This window comes from Hydrogenophaga sp., from assembly GCF_011772445.1.
In the GTDB taxonomy this organism is placed as follows: domain Bacteria; phylum Pseudomonadota; class Gammaproteobacteria; order Burkholderiales; family Burkholderiaceae_C; genus Hydrogenophaga.
The window spans coordinates 33020-51957 of sequence record NZ_WVZN01000027.1 but is presented as its reverse complement, the minus strand read 5'-3'; the positions used below and the strand labels follow the sequence as shown (position 1 = coordinate 51957).

General features: G+C 71.1%; 17 protein-coding genes. 14 read left to right on the top strand and 3 right to left on the bottom strand.

The features are described 5' to 3' along the window. The first annotated feature begins 144 nt into the window (after positions 1-144). From GTO19_RS12915 to GTO19_RS12895, 5 genes are all read left to right on the top strand, one after another. The gene (locus tag GTO19_RS12915) at positions 145-471 is read left to right on the top strand and encodes a helix-turn-helix transcriptional regulator (protein WP_291021300.1); all 327 of its coding nucleotides are present in this window, start codon (positions 145-147) and stop codon (positions 469-471) included. Between the two features lie 11 nt (positions 472-482). Continuing rightward, positions 483-1538, top strand: a complete 1056-nt coding sequence (arsB, locus tag GTO19_RS12910) for an ACR3 family arsenite efflux transporter (RefSeq protein ID WP_291021299.1) — start codon at positions 483-485, stop codon at positions 1536-1538. After that, positions 1535-1984 (top strand): arsenate reductase (glutaredoxin), encoded by a 450-nt coding sequence (arsC, locus tag GTO19_RS12905; protein WP_291021298.1) that lies wholly within the window; start codon positions 1535-1537, stop codon positions 1982-1984. Before arsB ends, arsC begins: the two co-directional genes overlap by 4 nt. Positions 1985-2094: 110 nt before the next feature. After that, positions 2095-2388 (top strand): type II toxin-antitoxin system HicB family antitoxin, encoded by a 294-nt coding sequence (locus tag GTO19_RS12900; protein ID WP_291021297.1) that lies wholly within the window; start codon positions 2095-2097, stop codon positions 2386-2388. A 45-nt stretch (positions 2389-2433) separates the two neighbouring features. Beyond that, positions 2434-3009 (top strand): AAA family ATPase, encoded by a 576-nt coding sequence (locus tag GTO19_RS12895; RefSeq protein ID WP_291021296.1) that lies wholly within the window; start codon positions 2434-2436, stop codon positions 3007-3009. Here GTO19_RS12895 and GTO19_RS12890 read toward each other — a convergent pair. After that, on the bottom strand, positions 2981-3730 hold the full coding sequence (locus GTO19_RS12890) for a response regulator (RefSeq protein WP_291021295.1): 750 nt from the start codon (positions 3728-3730) through the stop codon (positions 2981-2983). The genes GTO19_RS12895 and GTO19_RS12890 overlap by 29 nt on opposite strands. Before the next feature lie 79 nt (positions 3731-3809). Between GTO19_RS12890 and GTO19_RS12885 the strand changes: the two genes are divergently transcribed. The 9 genes from GTO19_RS12885 (at position 3810) to GTO19_RS12840 (ending at position 17952) form a co-directional block, all read left to right on the top strand. Beyond that, complete coding sequence (locus tag GTO19_RS12885) at positions 3810-6338, top strand: ATP-binding protein (protein WP_291021294.1); 2529 nt, start codon at positions 3810-3812, stop codon at positions 6336-6338. Between the two features lie 150 nt (positions 6339-6488). Beyond that, the gene (locus tag GTO19_RS12880; protein WP_291021293.1) at positions 6489-6845 is read left to right on the top strand and encodes a hypothetical protein; all 357 of its coding nucleotides are present in this window, start codon (positions 6489-6491) and stop codon (positions 6843-6845) included. A 2-nt stretch (positions 6846-6847) separates the two neighbouring features. After that, a complete protein-coding gene (locus GTO19_RS12875; RefSeq protein WP_291021292.1) occupies positions 6848-8347 on the top strand; it encodes a Do family serine endopeptidase in 1500 nt (499 codons plus the stop codon). Between the two features lie 43 nt (positions 8348-8390). Further along, entirely contained in the window at positions 8391-8798 is a 408-nt protein-coding gene (locus GTO19_RS12870) for a hypothetical protein (RefSeq protein WP_291021291.1), read from the top strand. Between the two features lie 74 nt (positions 8799-8872). Further along, complete coding sequence (locus GTO19_RS12865; RefSeq protein WP_291021290.1) at positions 8873-10924, top strand: TonB-dependent receptor; 2052 nt, start codon at positions 8873-8875, stop codon at positions 10922-10924. A 134-nt stretch (positions 10925-11058) separates the two neighbouring features. Then, a complete protein-coding gene (locus GTO19_RS12860; RefSeq protein WP_291021289.1) occupies positions 11059-11499 on the top strand; it encodes a YciI family protein in 441 nt (146 codons plus the stop codon). Between the two features lie 1253 nt (positions 11500-12752). Then, a complete protein-coding gene (imuA, locus tag GTO19_RS12850) occupies positions 12753-13538 on the top strand; it encodes a translesion DNA synthesis-associated protein ImuA (RefSeq protein WP_291021287.1) in 786 nt (261 codons plus the stop codon). Continuing rightward, positions 13480-14799: a DNA polymerase Y family protein gene (locus GTO19_RS12845; RefSeq protein WP_291021286.1), complete on the top strand. Its 1320-nt coding sequence runs from the start codon at positions 13480-13482 to the stop codon at positions 14797-14799. Before imuA ends, GTO19_RS12845 begins: the two co-directional genes overlap by 59 nt. A gap of 18 nt (positions 14800-14817) precedes the next feature. Further along, on the top strand, positions 14818-17952 hold the full coding sequence (locus GTO19_RS12840; RefSeq protein WP_291021285.1) for an error-prone DNA polymerase: 3135 nt from the start codon (positions 14818-14820) through the stop codon (positions 17950-17952). 23 nt (positions 17953-17975) lie between these two features. Here the strand turns inward: GTO19_RS12840 and GTO19_RS12835 are convergent, their stop codons facing one another. Next, positions 17976-18452: an RES family NAD+ phosphorylase gene (locus GTO19_RS12835; RefSeq protein WP_291025871.1), complete on the bottom strand. Its 477-nt coding sequence runs from the start codon at positions 18450-18452 to the stop codon at positions 17976-17978. After that, entirely contained in the window at positions 18449-18913 is a 465-nt protein-coding gene (locus GTO19_RS12830) for an antitoxin Xre/MbcA/ParS toxin-binding domain-containing protein (protein WP_291021284.1), read from the bottom strand. Before GTO19_RS12830 ends, GTO19_RS12835 begins: the two co-directional genes overlap by 4 nt. Positions 18914-18938 lie beyond the last annotated feature (25 nt).

Genomic DNA, 18938 nt, shown 5'->3' with positions numbered 1-18938 from the left:
GCTATGAACGCCTCGCGACGGAGGCATGACGCTCGGACGACGGCACCGTGACGGCCCGGGCGCAGGGCTTGTCTTGTGTTCGTCACATTCACACTTCTATAATTTGATATTCGTTGAAATATCGAACACAGCCCGGAGCCCACCATGGACGAACCCGATGCCATTGCCGCCCTGGCCGCCCTGGCGCAGGCCACGCGCCTGCGCGCCTTTCGCGCGCTGGTGCAGGCCGGGCCCGGGGGCCTGACGCCCACCGGCCTCGCCGAGCAACTCGAGGCGAGCGCGACCACGCTGTCCTTCCACCTGAAGGAGCTGCACCGCGCCGGCCTCATCTCGCAGGAGCGCGACGGCCGCCACCTCATCTACCGCGCGGACTTCGCCCGAATGAACGGCCTGCTGGCCTACCTCAGCGAGCACTGCTGCGAAGGCCAGCCCTGCGAGCTCACCTCGCCCGAACCCTGCACCACGTGCTGAAAGGAAGCCCCATGGGTCTGTTCGAACGCTGGCTCAGCCTGTGGGTGGCGCTGGCCATCGGTGCCGGCGTGGCGCTGGGCAGCGCCGTGCCATCGGCCTTCGCGCAGGTGGCGGCGCTGGAAGTCGCTCACGTCAACCTGGTGGTGGCCGCGCTCATCTGGGTGATGATCTACCCGATGATGGTGCAGGTGGACTGGGGCGCGGTGCATGAGGTGCGCCGCCGCCCGCAGGGCCTGGCGCTCACCCTGGTCATCAACTGGCTGGTCAAGCCCTTCACCATGGCCGCGCTGGGCGTGCTGTTCTTCCAGCACCTGTTCGCGCCCTGGGTGGACCCGGCCTCGGCCAGCGAGTACATCGCCGGCATGATCCTGCTCGGCGTGGCGCCGTGCACGGCCATGGTGTTCGTGTGGAGCCAGCTGGTGCGCGGCGACCCGAACTACACGCTGGTTCAGGTCTCGGTGAACGACCTGATCATGGTCGTGGCCTTCGCGCCCATCGCGGCTTTCCTGTTGGGCGTGACCGACGTGACGGTGCCCTGGTCCACGCTGCTGCTGTCCACCGTGCTGTACGTGGTGCTGCCGCTGGCGGCGGGCGTGTTCACCCGCGCGCGCCTGCTGCGCCGCGGGCCGGCGGCGCTGGCCGCGCTGGTGGCGCGGCTCAAGCCCTGGTCCATCGCCGGGCTGCTGGGCACGGTGGTGCTGCTGTTCGGCTTCCAGGCCGACACCATCCTCGCGCAGCCCCTGGTCATCGCGCTGATCGCGGTGCCGCTGCTGATCCAGACCTACGGCATCTTCTTCCTGGGCTGGTGGGGCGCACGCTGGCTGAAACTGCCGCACGACGTGGCCGGCCCGGCCTGCCTGATCGGCACTTCCAACTTCTTCGAGCTGGCCGTGGCCGTGGCCATTTCGCTGTTCGGCCTGCACTCCGGCGCGGCCCTGGCCACGGTGGTGGGCGTGCTGGTGGAAGTGCCGGTGATGCTGACGCTGGTGGCGATGGTCAACCGCTGGCGGCCCAGCCACACCAGCACCGCTTCCACTCGACCCGCCGCCGAAGGACAGACCCCATGAGCGAATACACCATCTACCACAACCCCGCCTGCGGCACCTCGCGCAACGTGCTGGCGCTGATGCGCCACTGCGGCGTCGAGCCGCGCGTCATCGAGTACCTGAAAACGCCGCCCTCGCGCGACGAGCTGCGCGGCCTGCTGTCCGCCATGAACCTCAGCGTGCGCGAGGTCCTGCGCGAACGCGGCACGCCGTACGCCGAACTGGGCCTGGACCAGCCGCACTGGAGCGACGAGCAACTGCTCGACTTCATCGGAGCGCATCCCATCCTGATGAACCGCCCCATCGTGGTCACGCCCCAGGGCACGCGGCTGTGCCGGCCTTCGGAACTGGTGCTGGACCTGCTGCCCGAGCCACCGAAGAAGGCCTTCGTCAAGTCGGATGGGGAAATGGTGCTGGACGAGCAGGGCCGGAGGGTACCCCCAAGCGCTTCTGCAGGTAGCGGTTGATAGATTGAAGGCGAACAGTAGCGCCGCCATCGCCCACACCCCGGGAAGGAAGCCAAGCGCTATCAGGTGGAAGAAGCCCGCGAGCTGCTGGCACGTGCAAGAGGGACACCATGAACACCATGACCCATAAGGGCTACACGGCCCACGTCGAGTACGACGAACGAGACAACCTCTTCGTGGGGCGCATCCTGGGCATCCGCAGCATCATCAGCTGTCATGGAAAAACCGTGTCCGGTCTGCGCAAGGCCTTCGAGCACGCCATCAAGGACTACCTCGATGACTGCAAGAAGGAAGGCCTGAGCCCGGAGAAACCGGCGTCGGGCAAGCTGCGGCGCGTGCCGCCCGAGGTTCATGGGCGGGCATTGGTGGCCGCCCGGTCCGCAGGCAAGAGCCTCAATCAGTGAGCCACCGAGGTGCTGCAGCACGCGGTGCAATGAAGCGCGAACTGAATGCCCTGCATCGTTCTCACGGGCGGACCGGGTGCCGGCAAGACGGCGCTGATTGAGCACCTGTCCGGCATCGGCCAACCCACCGTCGAAGAATCCGCTCGCGCCATCATTGCCGAGCGGCTAGCCAGGGGGTTGAGCCCACGACCGGCCCCACTGGAGTTCGCACGCGCCATTCTCGATAGGGACCTTGAGAAGTACCAACGCCATTGCGGCGCAGCGCACCGGGTCTTCTTCGATCGCAGCGCCATTGAGGCCATTGGCATGCTCCACGAAGCCAGCCCGTTGCCGCCGAGCGAACTGCAAGCCTTGCTGGACCGCTATCCGTTCCATCCGCTGGTGTTCGTTCTTCCGCCATGGCAGGACATCTACACCACCGACTCGGAGCGAGACCAATCGTTCGAGCAAGCCGTCGCTGTGCACGACAGGGTCGTGCGCTGGTACACCGCTTGCGGATACCGGCTGCACGAAGTGCCTCACCATCCCGCTGCGCAACGGGCAGCGCACGTGCTGCAGGTACTTGACGCACACCCGGCCCAAAGCCGCGCGCTCAATACAGCGTCTCCACCGCCGCATTGAACCGGTACCCCGCCCCGCGCTCGGTCACGATCAGCGTGGGTTTGCCGTGGTCGGCCTCGATCTTGCGGCGCAGGCGCAGCACCTGCACGTCGATGGCGCGGTCGTAGACCTCGGCGCTGTGCAGGCGCGAGAGTTCGAGCAACTGGTCGCGGCTGAGCACGCGCTGCGGCGCGCCGCAGAAGGCCATGAGCAGGCTGAACTCGTGGTTACCCAGTTCCACCTTGCGGCCGTCGGGCGCGGTGAGGCGGCGCGTGCGCAGGTTCAACTCCCAGCCGGCGAAGCGGAAGGCGCGGCGCTGGTCGTCGCGCGCGGCCTCGTCGGGCGCGCGCAACTGGTAGCGGCGCAGCACGGCGCGGATGCGCGCCAGCAGCTCGCGCGGGCTGAAGGGCTTGGTCACGTAGTCGTCGGCGCCCAGCTCCAGGCCCATCACGCGGTCGGCCTCCTCGGCGCGGCCGGTGAGCAGGATGACCGGCACCGGCGCGCGTTCGCGCAACTGGCGCGCCAGGGCCAGGCCGTCCTCGCCGGGCAGGCGCAGGTCGAGCACCACGAGGTCGATGGCTTCCTCGTCGAACACCTCGAACAGGCGCCGGCCGCTGTCCACGGCGGTGACGCGCATGTCGGCCTCGCCCAGGTAGCCCTGCAGCAGCTCGCGCAGCGCGGGGTCGTCGTCCACCACCAGGATGTGCGGCGGGTGGGCGGTGGCCTGCGAATCGTCGGTCATCGGCAAGGGGTGGTGTGGGGCCTGGGGTGCGGCGCGTGCCGGCATCCGCTATGGTCGATGGTAGCGCCCGCCTGTCAGCATGGCCCTCGAACCCACCCCCACCCCGATCAGCGAACTCTCGCTCGACGACGGCGGCGCCGCCGCCGCGCGCGCACCGCACTGGCGCGAGCTGCTGCTCGACCGCGCGGTGATCCTTCCCCTGCTGATCGCGGCCTGCCTGGTGGCCGGCCTGGGCGTGGGCCTGGCCACGCTGCGCCAGCAGTTGCTGGACAGCGAAGAGCGCATGCTCGCGGCCCTCTCCAGCGCCCTGGCCGACCAGGCCGACAGCGCGCTGGCCGCGGCGCAGACCGCCATGCAGGCCACGGCCGAGGAGATCGCGGGCGGCGCCTGGGCCCCCGATACCGCGGTGGCCGCCGCGGTGCTGCGCGCGCGCGCCGCCGCGCTGCCCGCGGCGCGCCAGATGCTGCTGGTCGAGCCCGCGCATGGCCGCGCCGACTACTTCCACAGCGCGGCGGGCGCCGCCCCGGGCTCGGCCCACATCGGCGCGCCCGCCACCTGGCCCGGGCACCACACGCCCTGGATCCCGCTGTCCATGCCCTGGTACTCGCCCGATGGCCGCTACCACGGCGTCATCGTGGTCGCGGCCGACACCGCCCTGCTGCTGGGCGGCTTCGACCGGCGACGGCCCGCGCCCGACGCGCGCCTGCGTGTGCTGCGCACCGACGGCACGCCGCTGCTCGAGTCCGAACCCTCGAGCGGCTGGCCCGAGCGCGCCGGCACGCTGCGCCCGCCGGTCGGGGTGGCCGCGTGGACGCAGATCGTGGACGCGCCCGGCGACGACGGCCAGACGCACGGCCTGCTGCTGGCCGGCCACACGATGCAGCGCGCGCCGCTGGCGGTGGTGCTCTCGCGCGACACGCACGTGGTGCTGGCCGACTGGCGCCTGCAGGCCTGGCTGGTGGGCGGTTTCGCGCTGGCCGCGCTGCTGGTCACCACCGTGCTGAGCCTGCGCCACGCGCGCGAGCAGCGCTGGCGCGAGCACAGCCAGCGCGACCTGCAGCGCCAGCGCGAGCGCGCCGCGCGTGCCTTCGCCGCCGCGCGAGAAGGCCTGTGGGAATGGGATCCGGCGAGCGAGCGCCACTACCTCTCGCCGCGCATGCGCGAGCTGCTGGGCTTCGACGCCAGCGCCAGCGCACCGCCGGCCACGCACGCCCTGTCCTGGCCCGAGCGCCTGAGCGAGGACGACCGCCTGCGCCTGCGTGAAGCCATCGACGCCCACGTGCGCGAGCGCACGCGCGACTTCTCCGTCACCCTGCGCGTGACGCCGCCGGGCGAGCCGCCGCGCCACGTGCGCCTGCGCGGCCAGGGCCTGCGCGACGCGCAAGGGGCTTTGCTGCTGCTGGCCGGCACGGCCTACGACGTGTCGGACGAGGTCGCGGTGTCGGAGGCCGCGCGCCGGCTCGACGAGCAGTTGCAGCGCGCGCGCCAGTTCGAGGCCCTGGGCGCGCTGGCCGGTGGCGTGGCGCACGATTTCAACAACGTGCTCGCGGCCATCCTGGGGTTCGGCGAACGCGCGCGGGCGCTGGCGCCCGAAGGCAGCGCCCTGGCCGGCCACGTGCAGCACATGCTCAGCGCGGGCGAGCGCGGCAAGACCCTGGTGGCGCGCATGATGGCCTTCGGCCGCACCGGGCAGGGCCTGCGCCAGCCCTACCGCCCGCGCGCCCTGGTGCAGGAGGCCTGGACCCTGGCCGTGCAGGACGTGCCCGAGGGCGTGGACGCGCGGCTCGATCTCGACGCCGACGACCCGGAGCTGGTGGGCGACGGCGTGGCCTTCTTCGAGGCCGCGCTCAACCTCATGCGCAACGCGGTGCAGGCCGTGGGCGAACGCGGCAGCTTGCGCGCGCGCCTGTTCACCGAAACCGTGGAGCACCCGCGCGTGCTGTGGCAGGGCAGCCTGCGCCCGGGCCGCTGGCTGGGCCTGCTGGTCGAGGACGACGGCCCCGGCATCGAGCCGGCGCACCTGCCGCGCCTGCTGGAGCCCTTCTACAGCACGCGTGGCGCGCAGGGCGGCACCGGCCTGGGCCTGGCCGTGGTGCACGCCGCGGTACGCGATGCGCACGGCGCGATCGAGCTGCGCACCGCCCCCGGCGAGGGCACGGCCATCACCCTGCACCTGCCGCTGCCCGAACCCGTGCACCCGGTGACCGGTGGCGAGGCCGGCGCCTGGTCGGGCCAGGGCGAGGTGGTGATGGTGGTGGACGACGAGCCCGCGCTGGTGGCGCTGCTGGAGGAGCACCTGGCCGAGCGCGGCTTCGAACCACGCGGCTTCAGCGACGCCGAGCGGGCCTGGCGGGCCTTCGAGGCCGAGCCGGCGCTCTTCGCCGCCGTGCTGAGCGACCAGGCCATGCCGCGCCTGAGCGGGCTGGATCTGATCGAGCGCTGCCGGCGCCTGTCGCCCGGCGTGGTGGCGATCATCGCCACGGCCTACGGTGGCACCGACTTCGGCGCGCGCGCCAGTGCCGCCGGTGTTCAGGCGGTGCTGGCCAAGCCGCTGAACTGGGCCGAACTGGACGCCGTGCTGCAGCGCCTGCTGCACCCGCCGCGCTGACACGCCTTCACGCCGTTCGCCGCTTCATTGCATCTGAAACATGGCGCCCGCGCGCGGTAGCCGGGGGGCAACCCGGCGCGCCGATGCTTCATCGCACGCCGGCACCGTGGCAATCCCGCCACCGCACCGGCCCCAGCGACTGGAGTTGTCATGCAACAGAACCCTCTGCCCTCGTCGGTCACCGGCATCGATTCCCTGATCCATGCGGCCGGCCACCACCGCCCGCTCGCGCCGGGCCTGCCCGCCACCGACCTCGCGCCGCTGCTCGACGACGTGCGCGACGCCATGGTCGCCATCTACTGCGACCACGACATGCAGGCCGCGCACCGCATCGAGCACGCGCGCTCCTTGCTGCGCGACCAGGCGGGCTCATCGATGGCGGCCTGGTCCCTGCTGGAGGAAGCGGCCTTTCACCTGCGGCTGCACCACCCGTGGTCGGCGCTGTCGGCGCTGCGCCAGGCCGGTGACGCGCTGCTGATGGTGCGGCTCGATGGAGGGAGTGCTTGAACATGGCCACGAACACCCGTTATCTGCGCCACCGCCTGCTGCCCCTGGTGGCGGCCATGCTCGTGTCGGGCGCCGTGGGCGGCCTGACCGTGGGCTGGGGCCTGTCGCGTCACAACGAACCGGCCGTGGCGCCCGCCACCGCCACCCCCACCGCCTTCGTGCGCACCGCGGCCCCGGTCGCGGCGCCCGGCGCCGGCCAGGTCGACTTCGCCGCCATCGCCCAGGCCAATGGCGCGGCGGTGGTCAACATCTCCGTCAGCGGCACGCGCCGCGTGGGCCTGCAGGGCGATGGCCCCCGCCAGGGCGCCAGCCCCTTCGGCTTTCCCTTCCCCTTCCCGTTCCCCGACGGCGGCGACGCGCCCCGCCGGGACATCGTGCGCGGCCAGGGCTCGGGGTTCATCGTCGACAAGGACGGCGTGATCCTGACCAACGCGCACGTGGTCGACGGTGCCTCGCGCGTGACGGTGAAGCTGCCCGACCGGCGCGAGTTCCAGGCCCGCGTGCTCGGAACCGACCCGATGACCGACGTGGCCGTGCTCAAGATCGAGGCCAAGGACCTGCCCACCGTGCCGCTGGGTTCCGAGAAGGACCTGCGCGTGGGCGACTGGGTGCTGGCCATCGGCTCGCCCTACGGCTTCGAGAACACCGCCACCGTGGGCGTCGTCAGCGCCAAGGGCCGGTCCTTGCCCGACGAGAGCTACGTGCCCTTCATCCAGACCGACGCGGCCATCAACCCCGGCAACTCCGGCGGGCCGCTGTTCAACGCCAGGGGGCAGGTCGTGGGCATCAACTCGCAGATCTTCAGCCACACCGGCGGCTACCAGGGCCTGGCCTTCTCCATCCCGATCGACGTCGCCCTGAAAGTGAAGGACCAGATCGTGAAGACCGGCCAGGCGCAGCACGCCCGCCTGGGCGTGGCGGCGCAGGACGTGAACCAGCCGCTGGCCGAGTCCTTCGGCCTGGACGCGCCGCGCGGCGCGCTGGTGGCGCAGGTGGAGCCCGGCAGCCCCGCCGACAAGGCCGGCCTGCGCTCGGGCGACGTGATCCTGCGCGTGGGCCAGGAGCCGGTGGAGCGCATCGCCGACCTGCCGCTGCTGGTGGGTCAGGCGGCGCCCGGCGAGCGGGTGGAGATCGGCTACTGGCGCGACGGGCGCGAGGCGAAAACCTCCGTCGAACTCGCCAGCGCGGCCGACCAGCGCACGGCATCCGCCAAGGGCGACGGGGCCGCCGGCAGCGAGCACAAGCTCGGCCTGATGCTGCGGCCCTTGAGCGAGCCCGAGCGCCGCGCCAGCGGCGCGCGCCAGGGCCTGCTGATCGAGGACGTGACGGGCGCCGCCGAACTGGCGGGCGTGCAGGCCGGCGACCTGCTCATCGGCATCAACGGCAAGCCGGTGACCACGGTGGACCAGGTAAAGGCCGAGGCGCGCGAGGCGAAGCAGTCCATCGCGCTGCAGCTCATGCGCGACGGCGCCACGCTGTTCGTGCCGCTGCGCGTGGGCTGATCCGGCCCGTCTCCGCCGGGCGCGCTGCCTACAATGCGCGCCCGTGCGGCCCCCTTCTTTTCGCCATCGACTGCGCCTGACCTGGACCCTGGCCCTGCTGGCCTGGTTCGCGCAGTTGTGCCTGCCGGTGGCGCACGCCGCCCTGATGGCGCAGGCCCCCGGGACGATGGCCGCCTGGTGCGGCGACCCCGCGAACGCGCGTGAAGCCTCCGCCGCGCTGCCGGCCGAGATCCGCGAGGCGCTCGCGCTAGACGCCACCGGTGCCGACGCACTGGCCCATTGCGCCGACCTGTGCGCGGTCGGCGCCACGCCGGCCCCACTGCCCGTCCCGGGCGCGCTTTCCTTTGCGGCACCTGACGGCGCACCCCTGGCGCCCGCCAGGCCAGCCACGGTGGTGGCGCGGCGGCACGCCCTGCCGCCGCCCTCGCACGGCCCGCCCCAGCGGGCCTGACGCTTCTTCCCCGTCAGGACGGCCGCCCCCGTGGCAGGCCGACCGTGCCCTGTCTCGCCACCGAAAGAAACACCATGAACCGTCCGTCATGCGCCGCGCTGTGCGCGGCCGTGCTGGTCCCCGCTGCCCTGGCCCAGAGCCAGCCCGCGGCCCAGTTGCCCACCATCACCATCAAGGCCGACAAGTCCATCGACCCCACGCGCGAAGCGCTGCAGGCCGAACAGGCCCTCACCCCCGGCGGCGTCTCGCTGATCGACGGCGAAAGCCTGCGCCAGCGCGGCGTCAGCAACCTCGCCGACATGCTGCGCTACACGCCCGGCCTGTGGGCCGCGGGCGGCTCCACCGGCGACTCCGTCTTCCTCTCCAGCCGCGGCTCCAACCTGGACGCCACCAACTACGACGGCAACGGCGTGCGCATGCTGCAGGACGGCCTGCCCGTGAGCGCGGCCGACGGCAACAACCACAACCGCGACATCGACCCGCTGTCGGCGCGCCACGCCATCGTGGCGCGCGGCGCCAACGCGCTCACCTACGGCGCCAGCACGCTGGGCGGCGCCATCGACTTCATCACGCCCACCGCGCGCGACGGCGCGCCCAATGAAGCGCTGTTCAGCGCCGGCAGCTTCGGCGAGCGCCAGGGGCGGATCACCCTGGGCACCGTCAGCGGCAGCTTCGACGGCCTGGTCACCGCCGAGACGCGCCGCTACGACGGTTTTCGCGGACACCAGCAACAGGAACGCACCAGCCTCTACGCCAACGGCGGCTGGCAGCTCGGCGACCGCGTGAGCACACGCGTCTACCTCAGCGCCATCGACAACGACCAGCAACTGCCCGGCGGCCTGACGCGCCAGCAGTGGCTGGACCAGCCGCGCCAGGGCTCGCCCGAGGCCATCGCCGGCGACTACCAGTACAACGTCAAGACCTGGCGCCTGGCCAACAAGACCGTGTGGGACATCGACGCCGACAGCCAGCTCAGCGTGGGCCTGTCGGTCGAGAACCAGCGGCTCTTCCACCCCATCGTCTATGCGCCGCCCTTCTTCTCGCTGCTGATCGACACCGAGCAGCGCACCCTGGGCAGCACGGTGCGTTACCAGCGCCGCCTGGGCGCGCACGACCTGCTGGTCGGCCTGAACTGGGCCCAGACCACCGTCGATGGCGGCAACTTCAGCTACACGCCCGGCGGTGCGCGCACGCGCTTCGCCGTGGTCGACAACAAGGCCGACAACCTGGAGCTGTTCGTGATGGACCGCTGGCGGTTCGCGCCGAACTGGACCCTGGTCTACGGTGCCCAGGCGGTGACCACCAGCCGCGAGGTCGCCACGTCCCGGCTCAAGGGCGACTACGACAGCCTCAACCCGCGCGTGGGCCTGATCCGCCAGCTCACACCCGACGCGCAGCTGTTCGCCAACATCAGCCGCGTGTACGAAGCGCCCACGCTGTACGAGCTGGAAGACGAAACCCCCGGTGGCCCGCCCAACACCCTGCTCGACGCCATGAGCGGCACGGTGGTCGAGGTGGGTGCGCGCGGCCAGCAGGCCCTGGGTGGCGGCAACCGGTGGCACTGGGACGTGGCGGCGTACTACACCCGGCTGCGCAACGAGATCCTCTCGCGCGACGACCCCGGCGCGCCCGGCACCAGCCTGTCGATCAACGCCGACGACACGGTGCACGCGGGCGTGGAAGCCCTGGTGGGCGGCAGCTTCGCCATCGGCGAGGGCGGTCGTCACCGCCTGGAGCCCCTGGTGAACCTCACCATCAACCACTTCCGCTTCCGCAAGGACGCGCTCTACGGCAACAACACGCTGCCCGCCGCGCCCAGGCTGGCGTTGCGCGCCGAAGCCATCTACCGCCACAGCAGCGGCTTCTTCGCCGGCCCCACGCTGGATGTGGTGAGCAGCCGCTGGGCCGACTTCGCCAACACCTACAAGGTGGACTCGTACACCCTGTGGGGCTTGCGCGCGGGCTACACGGCCAAGGACTGGGAGGTGTTCGCCGAGGCGCGCAACCTGGGCGACAAACAATACGTGTCGATGTTCAGCGTGCGCGACATCGCCGGGGCCAACGACGCCATCCTCACGCCCGGCGCGCCGCGTTCGCTGGTGGTGGGGGCGCGGCTGAAGTTCTGAGGCGCGGGCGCGGCACTGCCGTTCGTCGCCGTCCGCAAGGCCAGGCCGGTGGATCTGTCGAGACTGACCGGCCTGGCCCGTCGTACCGTTGCAATCACCTTGTTGCACCAACCGACCCACACCAGGAGAACCCCATGCGATTCATCGTGATGATCAAGGCCACCGCCGACAGCGAAGCGGGCGTGATGCCCACCGAGGAAGAATTCGCCGAAATGGGCCGCTTCAATGAAGAGCTCGTCAAGGCCGGCGTGATGGTCTCGGGCGAGGGCCTGCACCCGAGTTCCAAGGGCGCGCGCGTGCATTTTTCGGGCGACAAGCGCCGCGTGACCGACGGCCCCTTCGCCGAAACCAAGGAGCTGGTCGCCGGCTTCTGGATCTGGCAGTGCGCCTCGCTGCAGGAGGCCATCGACTGGGCCAAGCGCTGCCCCAACCCCATGCGCGGCGACTCGGAAATCGAAATCCGCCGCATCTACGAGGCCGAGGACTTCGGCGAGGCGTTCACGCCGGAGCTGCGTGAGATGGAGGACCGGCTGCGTGAGCAGGTGGCGGCGCAGCAGGAGAAGACCCGGCGTTGACCGGCCTTATTGGGGCCGGTCCAGGTCCATGCGCTGAATGATGTCCAGCGCCTCGGCCAGACCACCGATCGGAGGGCAGGGGCGGTCAGCCAAGAATGTCAGCGCGGTCAATACCGTGTCCTTGGTGAGCGGCTCCCCCCCGGATCTCCGTCGTGTGGCCAGCACCCGGGCCACGGCGAGCAAGGGTGTCTGGATGCCCACGAAAAGGTGCTTCAGCCCATTCACATTCATCGCGTCCAGGACATCGGCCGAACCGAGCTCCACCCACTGCAGACCCAAGCCCAATTGGGGAGGCGCACGGAATGAGGCATTCCAGGCGAGCTCCTGCGCCAGGGCCACCAGGGCCACTTCGATCAGGACCGGCTCGGCGATATCGGGGGACAAGCCACCGGTCTTGGCCATGCGAACCAACTGCTTCATCAGCACCAGGGCATGCGTCGGTGGCACACCAGGCCGCCGCAGCATCTCCCCCAAGCGCATGGCGATCAAGGTAGGCAAGGCCTTGTACGGCAAGGCAGTGGTCGCCATGGCCGTTCTGGCCAGATGGACCCAACGGTTGAAGGCCTTGCGAGCAAGGTTCGGGTCCATTCCCAGACTGCCATTGACCAGGTCGCTCAGACACTGCAGACCACACAGGCCCGAGCGGGCCACGATGCCTTCGAGGATCTGGGGCAGGTTCTGAGGCAGGCTGTCGAGGGAGGCGCCCTTGATGCGGCCCGCTCCGAACAGGCGCAGGAAGGTGGCGTGCAACAGGGGCAGGGTGTTTCGATGAAAGGACTGGTTCACCTCGCTCACCGCCTTGAACGCTTTCAAAGCCACCTGAAGCTGTTCCAGGGTGCAGGTTTCGTGGGGATTGCCGAAGGCGGCGGCAACCAGTTGCTGCAGTTCAGGGGGAAGGCGCCCCAGATCAAAAACCACCACCGGCTGCTGGGGATGGGCGGGCACAACGGCCGCCTGCTCCGCCACACCGGCGTCGGTCGGCACCGAAGGCTGGACAGGAGAACCATGGATCGCGCCGCTGAAGGAATGGCTGCGTACCAGCCGCTGGGGGGACGGCGGGACGGAAGAAGGCAGCCGAGGCAAGGAATGGGAGCGAGAAATCATGCTTGGATGGATGGGTAAGGACTGACAGGCCACAAGGCGGCCCTGGGTCGCGGTCCACCCCTTCGGGTTGCCTGCCTACAGCCCGTCGCCTCCATTCATCACGGAAAAATCATCTGTGATACTGTACGTGCATACAGTTTCACGATGCCATGTCCTTCCCTTCGGCCGAGCCCTCGGCCCCCACCCCGCCCGCGGCGCCCTGGCCGCGCCGCGTGGCCGACGCCCTCTGGCGTGGCCATGAGATTGGCGCACCGGTTTCGCGAGTGCTCACTTCGGGTTGGGATTTGCTGGACCGTGAACTGCCCGGCGGCGGCTGGCCCTGCCGCTCGCTCACCGAGGTGCTGCAGACCCGGCCCGGCGCCCACGAATGGCGCCTGCTCGCGCCCAGCCTGTCGCAACTGGCCGGCCGCTGCCTGGCGCTGGTGGGCCCGCCCTGGACGCCGCACGGCCCCGGCCTGCAACAGCTGGGGCTGCCCGCGCGCCAGCTGATCTGGGTGCAGGCCGACAGCGAGGCCGAGCGCCTGTGGGCGAGCGAACAGCTCATCCGCGCCAACGCCTGCGGCGCGCTGCTGGCCTGGCTGCCCCAGGCCCGCCCCGACGCCCTGCGCCGCCTGCAGGTGAGCGCGCAGGGCAACGACGGCCTGGTGCTGCTGTTCCGCCCGCAGGCCGCGCAAGGCCAGGCCTCGCCCGCGCCGCTGCGCCTGCTGGTGCGACACGGCAACGACTGGGCCCTGCGCGTGCGCGTGTTCAAGCGCAAAGGCCCTCCGCACGAGGGCGAGCTGCACCTGCCCTCGGTGCCCGGCGGGCTGCACGCCGTGCTCACGCCGCGCATGCGCGCGCTCGGTCACGGGCCCCATGATCACGAGGAGGCCGCCGATGTGGTGGGCCGCATTGCTCCTGCCCGACACGAACGGCGACAACACCAGCGCGCCTGAGGCGGTGGCTGCGCTGGGCACCTGGGCCCTGCAGTTCACGCCCCGCGTGGCCGAGGTCGAGGGCGCCGTGCTGATGGAGCTGGAAGCCAGCCTGCGCCTGTTCGGCGGCCGGGCCGCGCTGCGCGAGCGCGTGCGCGAATCGGCGGCGGCCGAATTCGGCGTGCAGCGCATCGGCTGGGCGCCCACCGGCCTGGCCGCGCTGGCCTTCGCGCGCGCGGGTGCCGAGGGCGTCGACCCCGAGGCCTCGCTTTCCCGGGCCCTGGACCGCCTGCCCATGGACACGCTCGGCGCCGTGGCGCCGCACCGCGGCACGCTGGCGCGCCTGGGCTGCCGCACCCTGGGCGACGTGCGCCGCCTGCCGCGCGCGGGCCTGGGCCGGCGCTTCGACACCGCGCTGCTGGCGGCCTTCGACCAGGCCTATGGCCAGTGCCCCGAGCCGCAGCACTGGCTCGCCCCGCCCGAAACCTTCCTCGCGCGGCTGGAGCTGATGTCGCGCGTGGAGGACGCCCCCGCGCTCATGCATGGCGCGCACCGCCTGCTGCTGCGCCTGTGCGGCTGGCTGGCCGCGCGGCACCGGGGCGTCACGGCCTTCGCGCTGCGCTGGGCGCACGACGCCATGCGCTCGCGCGCCGCGGGCGAAGGCGGCGAACTGGTCATCCGCACGCGCACGCCCACGCGGCGCATCGAGCACCTGGCGCGCCTGCTCGCCGAGCACCTGGCGCGCACCGAACTGCTGGCCCCCGCGGGCGACCTGGAACTGGAGGCTTTGGGCACGCAAGCGCTGGCGCCACCGAGCGGCTCGCTGCTGCCCGACGACGGCACGGCCGACGTGGCGCTGGACGAGACGCTGGAGCGGATCGCGGCGCGGCTGGGCCCGCAGCGCGTGCTGCGCCCCGTGCCCCTGGACGACCACCGGCTCGAACACATGCAGCGCTGGCAGCCCGTGGGCGAGCCCCTGCCGCGCGCCCGGCCCGCGATCCCCGCGCCCGATCACACGCCGCAGCCGAGCTGGGTGCTGCCCCGGCCGCTGCGCCTGCCGGTGCGCGGGCACCGGCCCGTGTACCGCGGCGTGTTGCAACTCATCGCCGGACCGCACCGCGTGGAAGGTGGCTGGTGGGACCGCGCGGCCGATGGCGCGGCCCACCGCCACGCGCAGCGCGACTACTTCGTCGCGCTCGACGAGCAGGCCGGCGTGCTGTGGGTGTTCCAGGAACGCCTGGCCGACGAAGGCGGCGCCTGGTACCTGCACGGGGTCTTCTGAAGGCCCGGAGGTTTCCGAATGAACACGCCCCCCACCCTCCCCGCCTACGCCGAGCTGCACTGCCTCAGCAACTTTTCCTTCCTGCGCGGCGCCAGCCACCCGCAGGAGCTGGTGCGCCGCGCCGCACAACTGGGCTACACGGCGCTCGCCCTCGCCGACGAATGCTCGATGGCCGGCGTGGTGCGCGCGCACGTGGAGGCCAAGGCGTGCGGCCTGCCGCTGATCGTCGGCGCGCAGTTCCGCGTGCACGACGCGCCGTTCACGCTGGTGGCGCTGGCGCAGAACCGCGCGGGCTACGGCAACCTGTGCGAACTCATCACGCGCCTGCGCCGCGCCAGCCCGAAGAAGGGCGAGTACCGCCTGCACCTGGCCGACATCGAACCGGGCGCGCTGGGCGATTGCCTGCTGCTCGCCGCGCCCGATCGCGGCACGCCGCTGCCGCGCCTGCTCGACGTCGCGCGCTGGCTGCTCACCGGCTTCAGCGGGCGCTGCTGGTTCGCGGTGACGCTGCTGCGCCAGATCGACGACGAGGCCTGGCTCGCGCGCCTGCGCGAGGCTGGCGAACTCAGCGCCATTCCCCTCGTGGCCACGGGCGATGCGCTGATGCACGTTCGCTCGCGCCAGGCCTTGCAGGACGTGCTCAGCGCCACGCGCCTGGGCCAGCCGCTCACCGCCTGCGGCCGGCAATTGCAGCCCAATGCCGAGCGCCACCTGCGCTCGCGCCTGCGCCTGTCCACCACCTACCCGGCCGACCTGCTGGCCGAAACCCTGCGCGTGGCCGGGCTCTGTGACTTCTCGCTCGACGAACTGCGCTACCAGTACCCGGCCGAGGTGGTGCCCGAGGGCCGCACGCCCACGCAGCACCTGCGCGAGCTCACCGAACAGGGCGCGGCGCGGCGCTGGCCCGGCGGCACCCCCGACAAGGTGCGCGCGCAGATCGAACACGAACTCGCACTCATCGCCGAGCTGCGCTACGAGCACTACTTCCTCACCGTGGCCGACATCGTTCGCTTCGCGCGCGACGACAGGAAGATCCTGTGCCAGGGCCGCGGCAGCGCGGCCAACTCGGTGGTCTGCTACTGCCTGGGCGTGACCGAGGTGGACCCGGCGCGCCAGACCGTGCTGTTCGAGCGCTTCGTCAGCAAGGAGCGCAACGAGCCGCCCGACATCGACATCGACTTCGAGCACGAGCGCCGCGAGGAGGTGATCCAGTACATCTACGGCAAGTACGGCCGCGAGCGCGCCGCGCTGGCCGCCACCGTCATCACCTACCAGCGCCGCAGCGCCATCCGCGACGTGGGCAAGGCCCTCGGCTTCGACGCCGAGGTGATCGACCGCCTCGCGAAAGAGCAGCAGTGGTTCGATGGCCGAACGCCATCGGCCGAGCGCCTGCTGGCCGTGGGCCTGCGGCCCGATGACCTGGCCGTGCGCCAGCTCATCGACCTCGTCGGCGTGCTCACGGGCGAGGCCATCGGCGAGCTGTCGGGTTTTCCGCGCCACCTCTCGCAGCACGTGGGCGGCTTCGTCCTCACGCAGGACCGGCTCACGCGCATCGTGCCGGTGGAGAACGCGGCCATGGAAGGCCGCACCGTGATCGAGTGGGACAAGGACGACCTCGAGGCCCTGGGCCTGCTCAAGGTCGACGTGCTCGCGCTGGGCATGCTCACCGCGCTGCGCAAGGCGCTGGTCTTCATCGGCCAGTGCCTGGGCCGGCCGTTCGACTTGCAGGACATCCCCGACGGCGATGACCCCACCTACGGCATGATCTGCGAGGCCGACACCGTGGGTGTGTTCCAGATCGAAAGTCGCGCGCAGCAGAGCATGCTGCCGCGCCTGCGGCCCCGCTGCTTCTACGACCTGGTGATCGAGGTCGCCATCGTGCGGCCCGGCCCCATCCAGGGCGACATGGTCCACCCCTACCTGAACCGGCGCCAGGGCAAGGAGCCGGTGACCTATGAAAAGGACGAACTCAAGCCTGCTTTGGAACGCACCCTGGGCGTGCCCGTGTTCCAGGAACAGGTGATGCAACTGGCCATGATCGCCGCCAGCTTCACCGCAGGCGAGGCCGACGAACTGCGCCGCGCCATGGCCGCGTGGAAGCGCAAGGGCGGCTTGCACAAGTACCACGAGAAGATCGTCACGGGCATGACCGCCAACGGCTACTCGGCCGAGTTCGCCGAACGCATCTACCAGCAGATCCACGGCTTCTCCGACTACGGCTTTCCCGAAAGCCACGCCGCCAGCTTCGCGCTGCTGGTCTACGACTCGTGCTGGATCAAGCGCCACCACCCGGCCGCCTTCCTCGCCGCCATGCTCAACAGCCAGCCGCTGGGCTTCTACACGCCCAGCCAGCTGGTGCAGGACGCGCAGCGCCACGGCGTGGTGGTGCGCGCGGTGGACGTCTGCCACAGCGAGCGCGACTGCACGCTGGAAGGCCCGCCGCAGGCACCCGCGGTGCGCCTGGGCCTCAACCGCGTGAGCGGCCTGTCGAGCGGGGCGGCCGACCGCATCGCCGCCGCGCGCCGCGACGCGCCCTTCAGCGACGCCGAAGACCTCGCGCAGCGCGCGGGCCTGGACCCGCGCGAGCTGCAACTGCTGGCCGCGGCCGACGCGTTGATCGGTCTCTCGGGCCACCGGCGTCAGCAGATGTGGGACGCGGCGGGCCTGCGCACGCCGCCCGCGCTGCTGCGCCACGCGCCTGTGCACGAGGCGCCCATCGAACTGCCGCCCGCGCCCGAGGGCGAAGCCATCGTGTGGGACTACGCGGCCACGCGCCTGACGCTGCGCCGCCACCCGCTGGCCCTGCTGCGCCCGCAATTGCAGGCGCGGCGCCTGATGACGGCCGAAGAGCTCAAGGCCCTGCCCGACAAACGCTTCGCGCGCGCCTGCGGCATCGTCACCGTGCGCCAGCAGCCGGGCACGGCCAACGGCACCGTCTTCGTCTCACTGGAGGACGAGACCGGTGCAGTGCAGGTGATCGTCTGGCGCCACGTGCGCGAACGCCAGCGCGCCGCGCTGCTGCACGCGCGGCTGCTGGCGGTGCACGGCGTGTGGCAGCGCGAGGGGCCGCTGTGCAACCTGATCGCGGGACGGCTGGAGGACCTGACGCCCTTGCTGGGGCGGCTGGCGACGGAGAGCCGGGATTTCCATTGAGGCCGGGCGCCGACGGGAATGCCTCAAACCAGTCGGTGGTCGTAGAACCATGACCGCACCTTGCCAGCCCGGATCCCTGCGGCGTGCGCATGCATGGGATTGATGAGCACATTGAACTCTTCGGGCACGACGACGGAGGGCACGGCCATCAGTGCGCTTGATGCGTTTCGCAACCAGCGGTCACCGATGTCCAGCGATACCCGGCTCTCGGGAATGGCGTTCCAACCCGAAGGCAGATCCGCTGCAGCCTCTACCTTGCGGGCTGCCCACACATCATCCGGCACCACGATTCGCACGAGAAACCGGTTCAGCGGCAAGTCGCCCGCATTGAGATGGACCACGGTCTCCAGGCATGCCAAGGCCACCGAAGAAGCGGTGTAAACCACGGGGCGGCCGGGTCGGTTCCACCGACCGCCGGTTCTTTCAGCGCCCTTGCCGTCCAGATCGTCGGCCTTGTACTCCCGCGCGTCCGTGGCGATGCGCCACAACACCACACTCACGCGTAAGCCCCACTCTGCATGCGGGACACCAACTGCGACACGATGCTCTGTCCTTCCGGCGTGTCCATCAGGTCGGCGGGGCGTTGGCCATCCAGGGCCGGCAGCGGCTTCTCCAACCAATGAGCCACCCACTCTGCCGCGTTGAAACCCTCCGCCTGACCGGACTCCTCGACCATGGCCTGGACCTGGCCGACGAGGCGCGCCATGCCCAGCACGCGTGAACTCTCGTCCGATGACAAGGGCTTGTTCTCACGTGCCTTGCGATCGACGGTAGCGCGCGCCAGGCCGAGTGTGCCGACGAGCTTCTCCTTGGGGATGGCCATGCGGCGCGCGATCGCATCAACGGCGCTTGCCGGGACGCCGAGCTTGACGATGCGAACGCGCTCCATCGCATCCGTCTCGTAAACCTTCAGGAAACTCGTGACAAAGCCGGTGGTGTTCCTGGCAGCGGGCACCGGCATGGGTGGTTTGCGCGCCTTGGGCCGT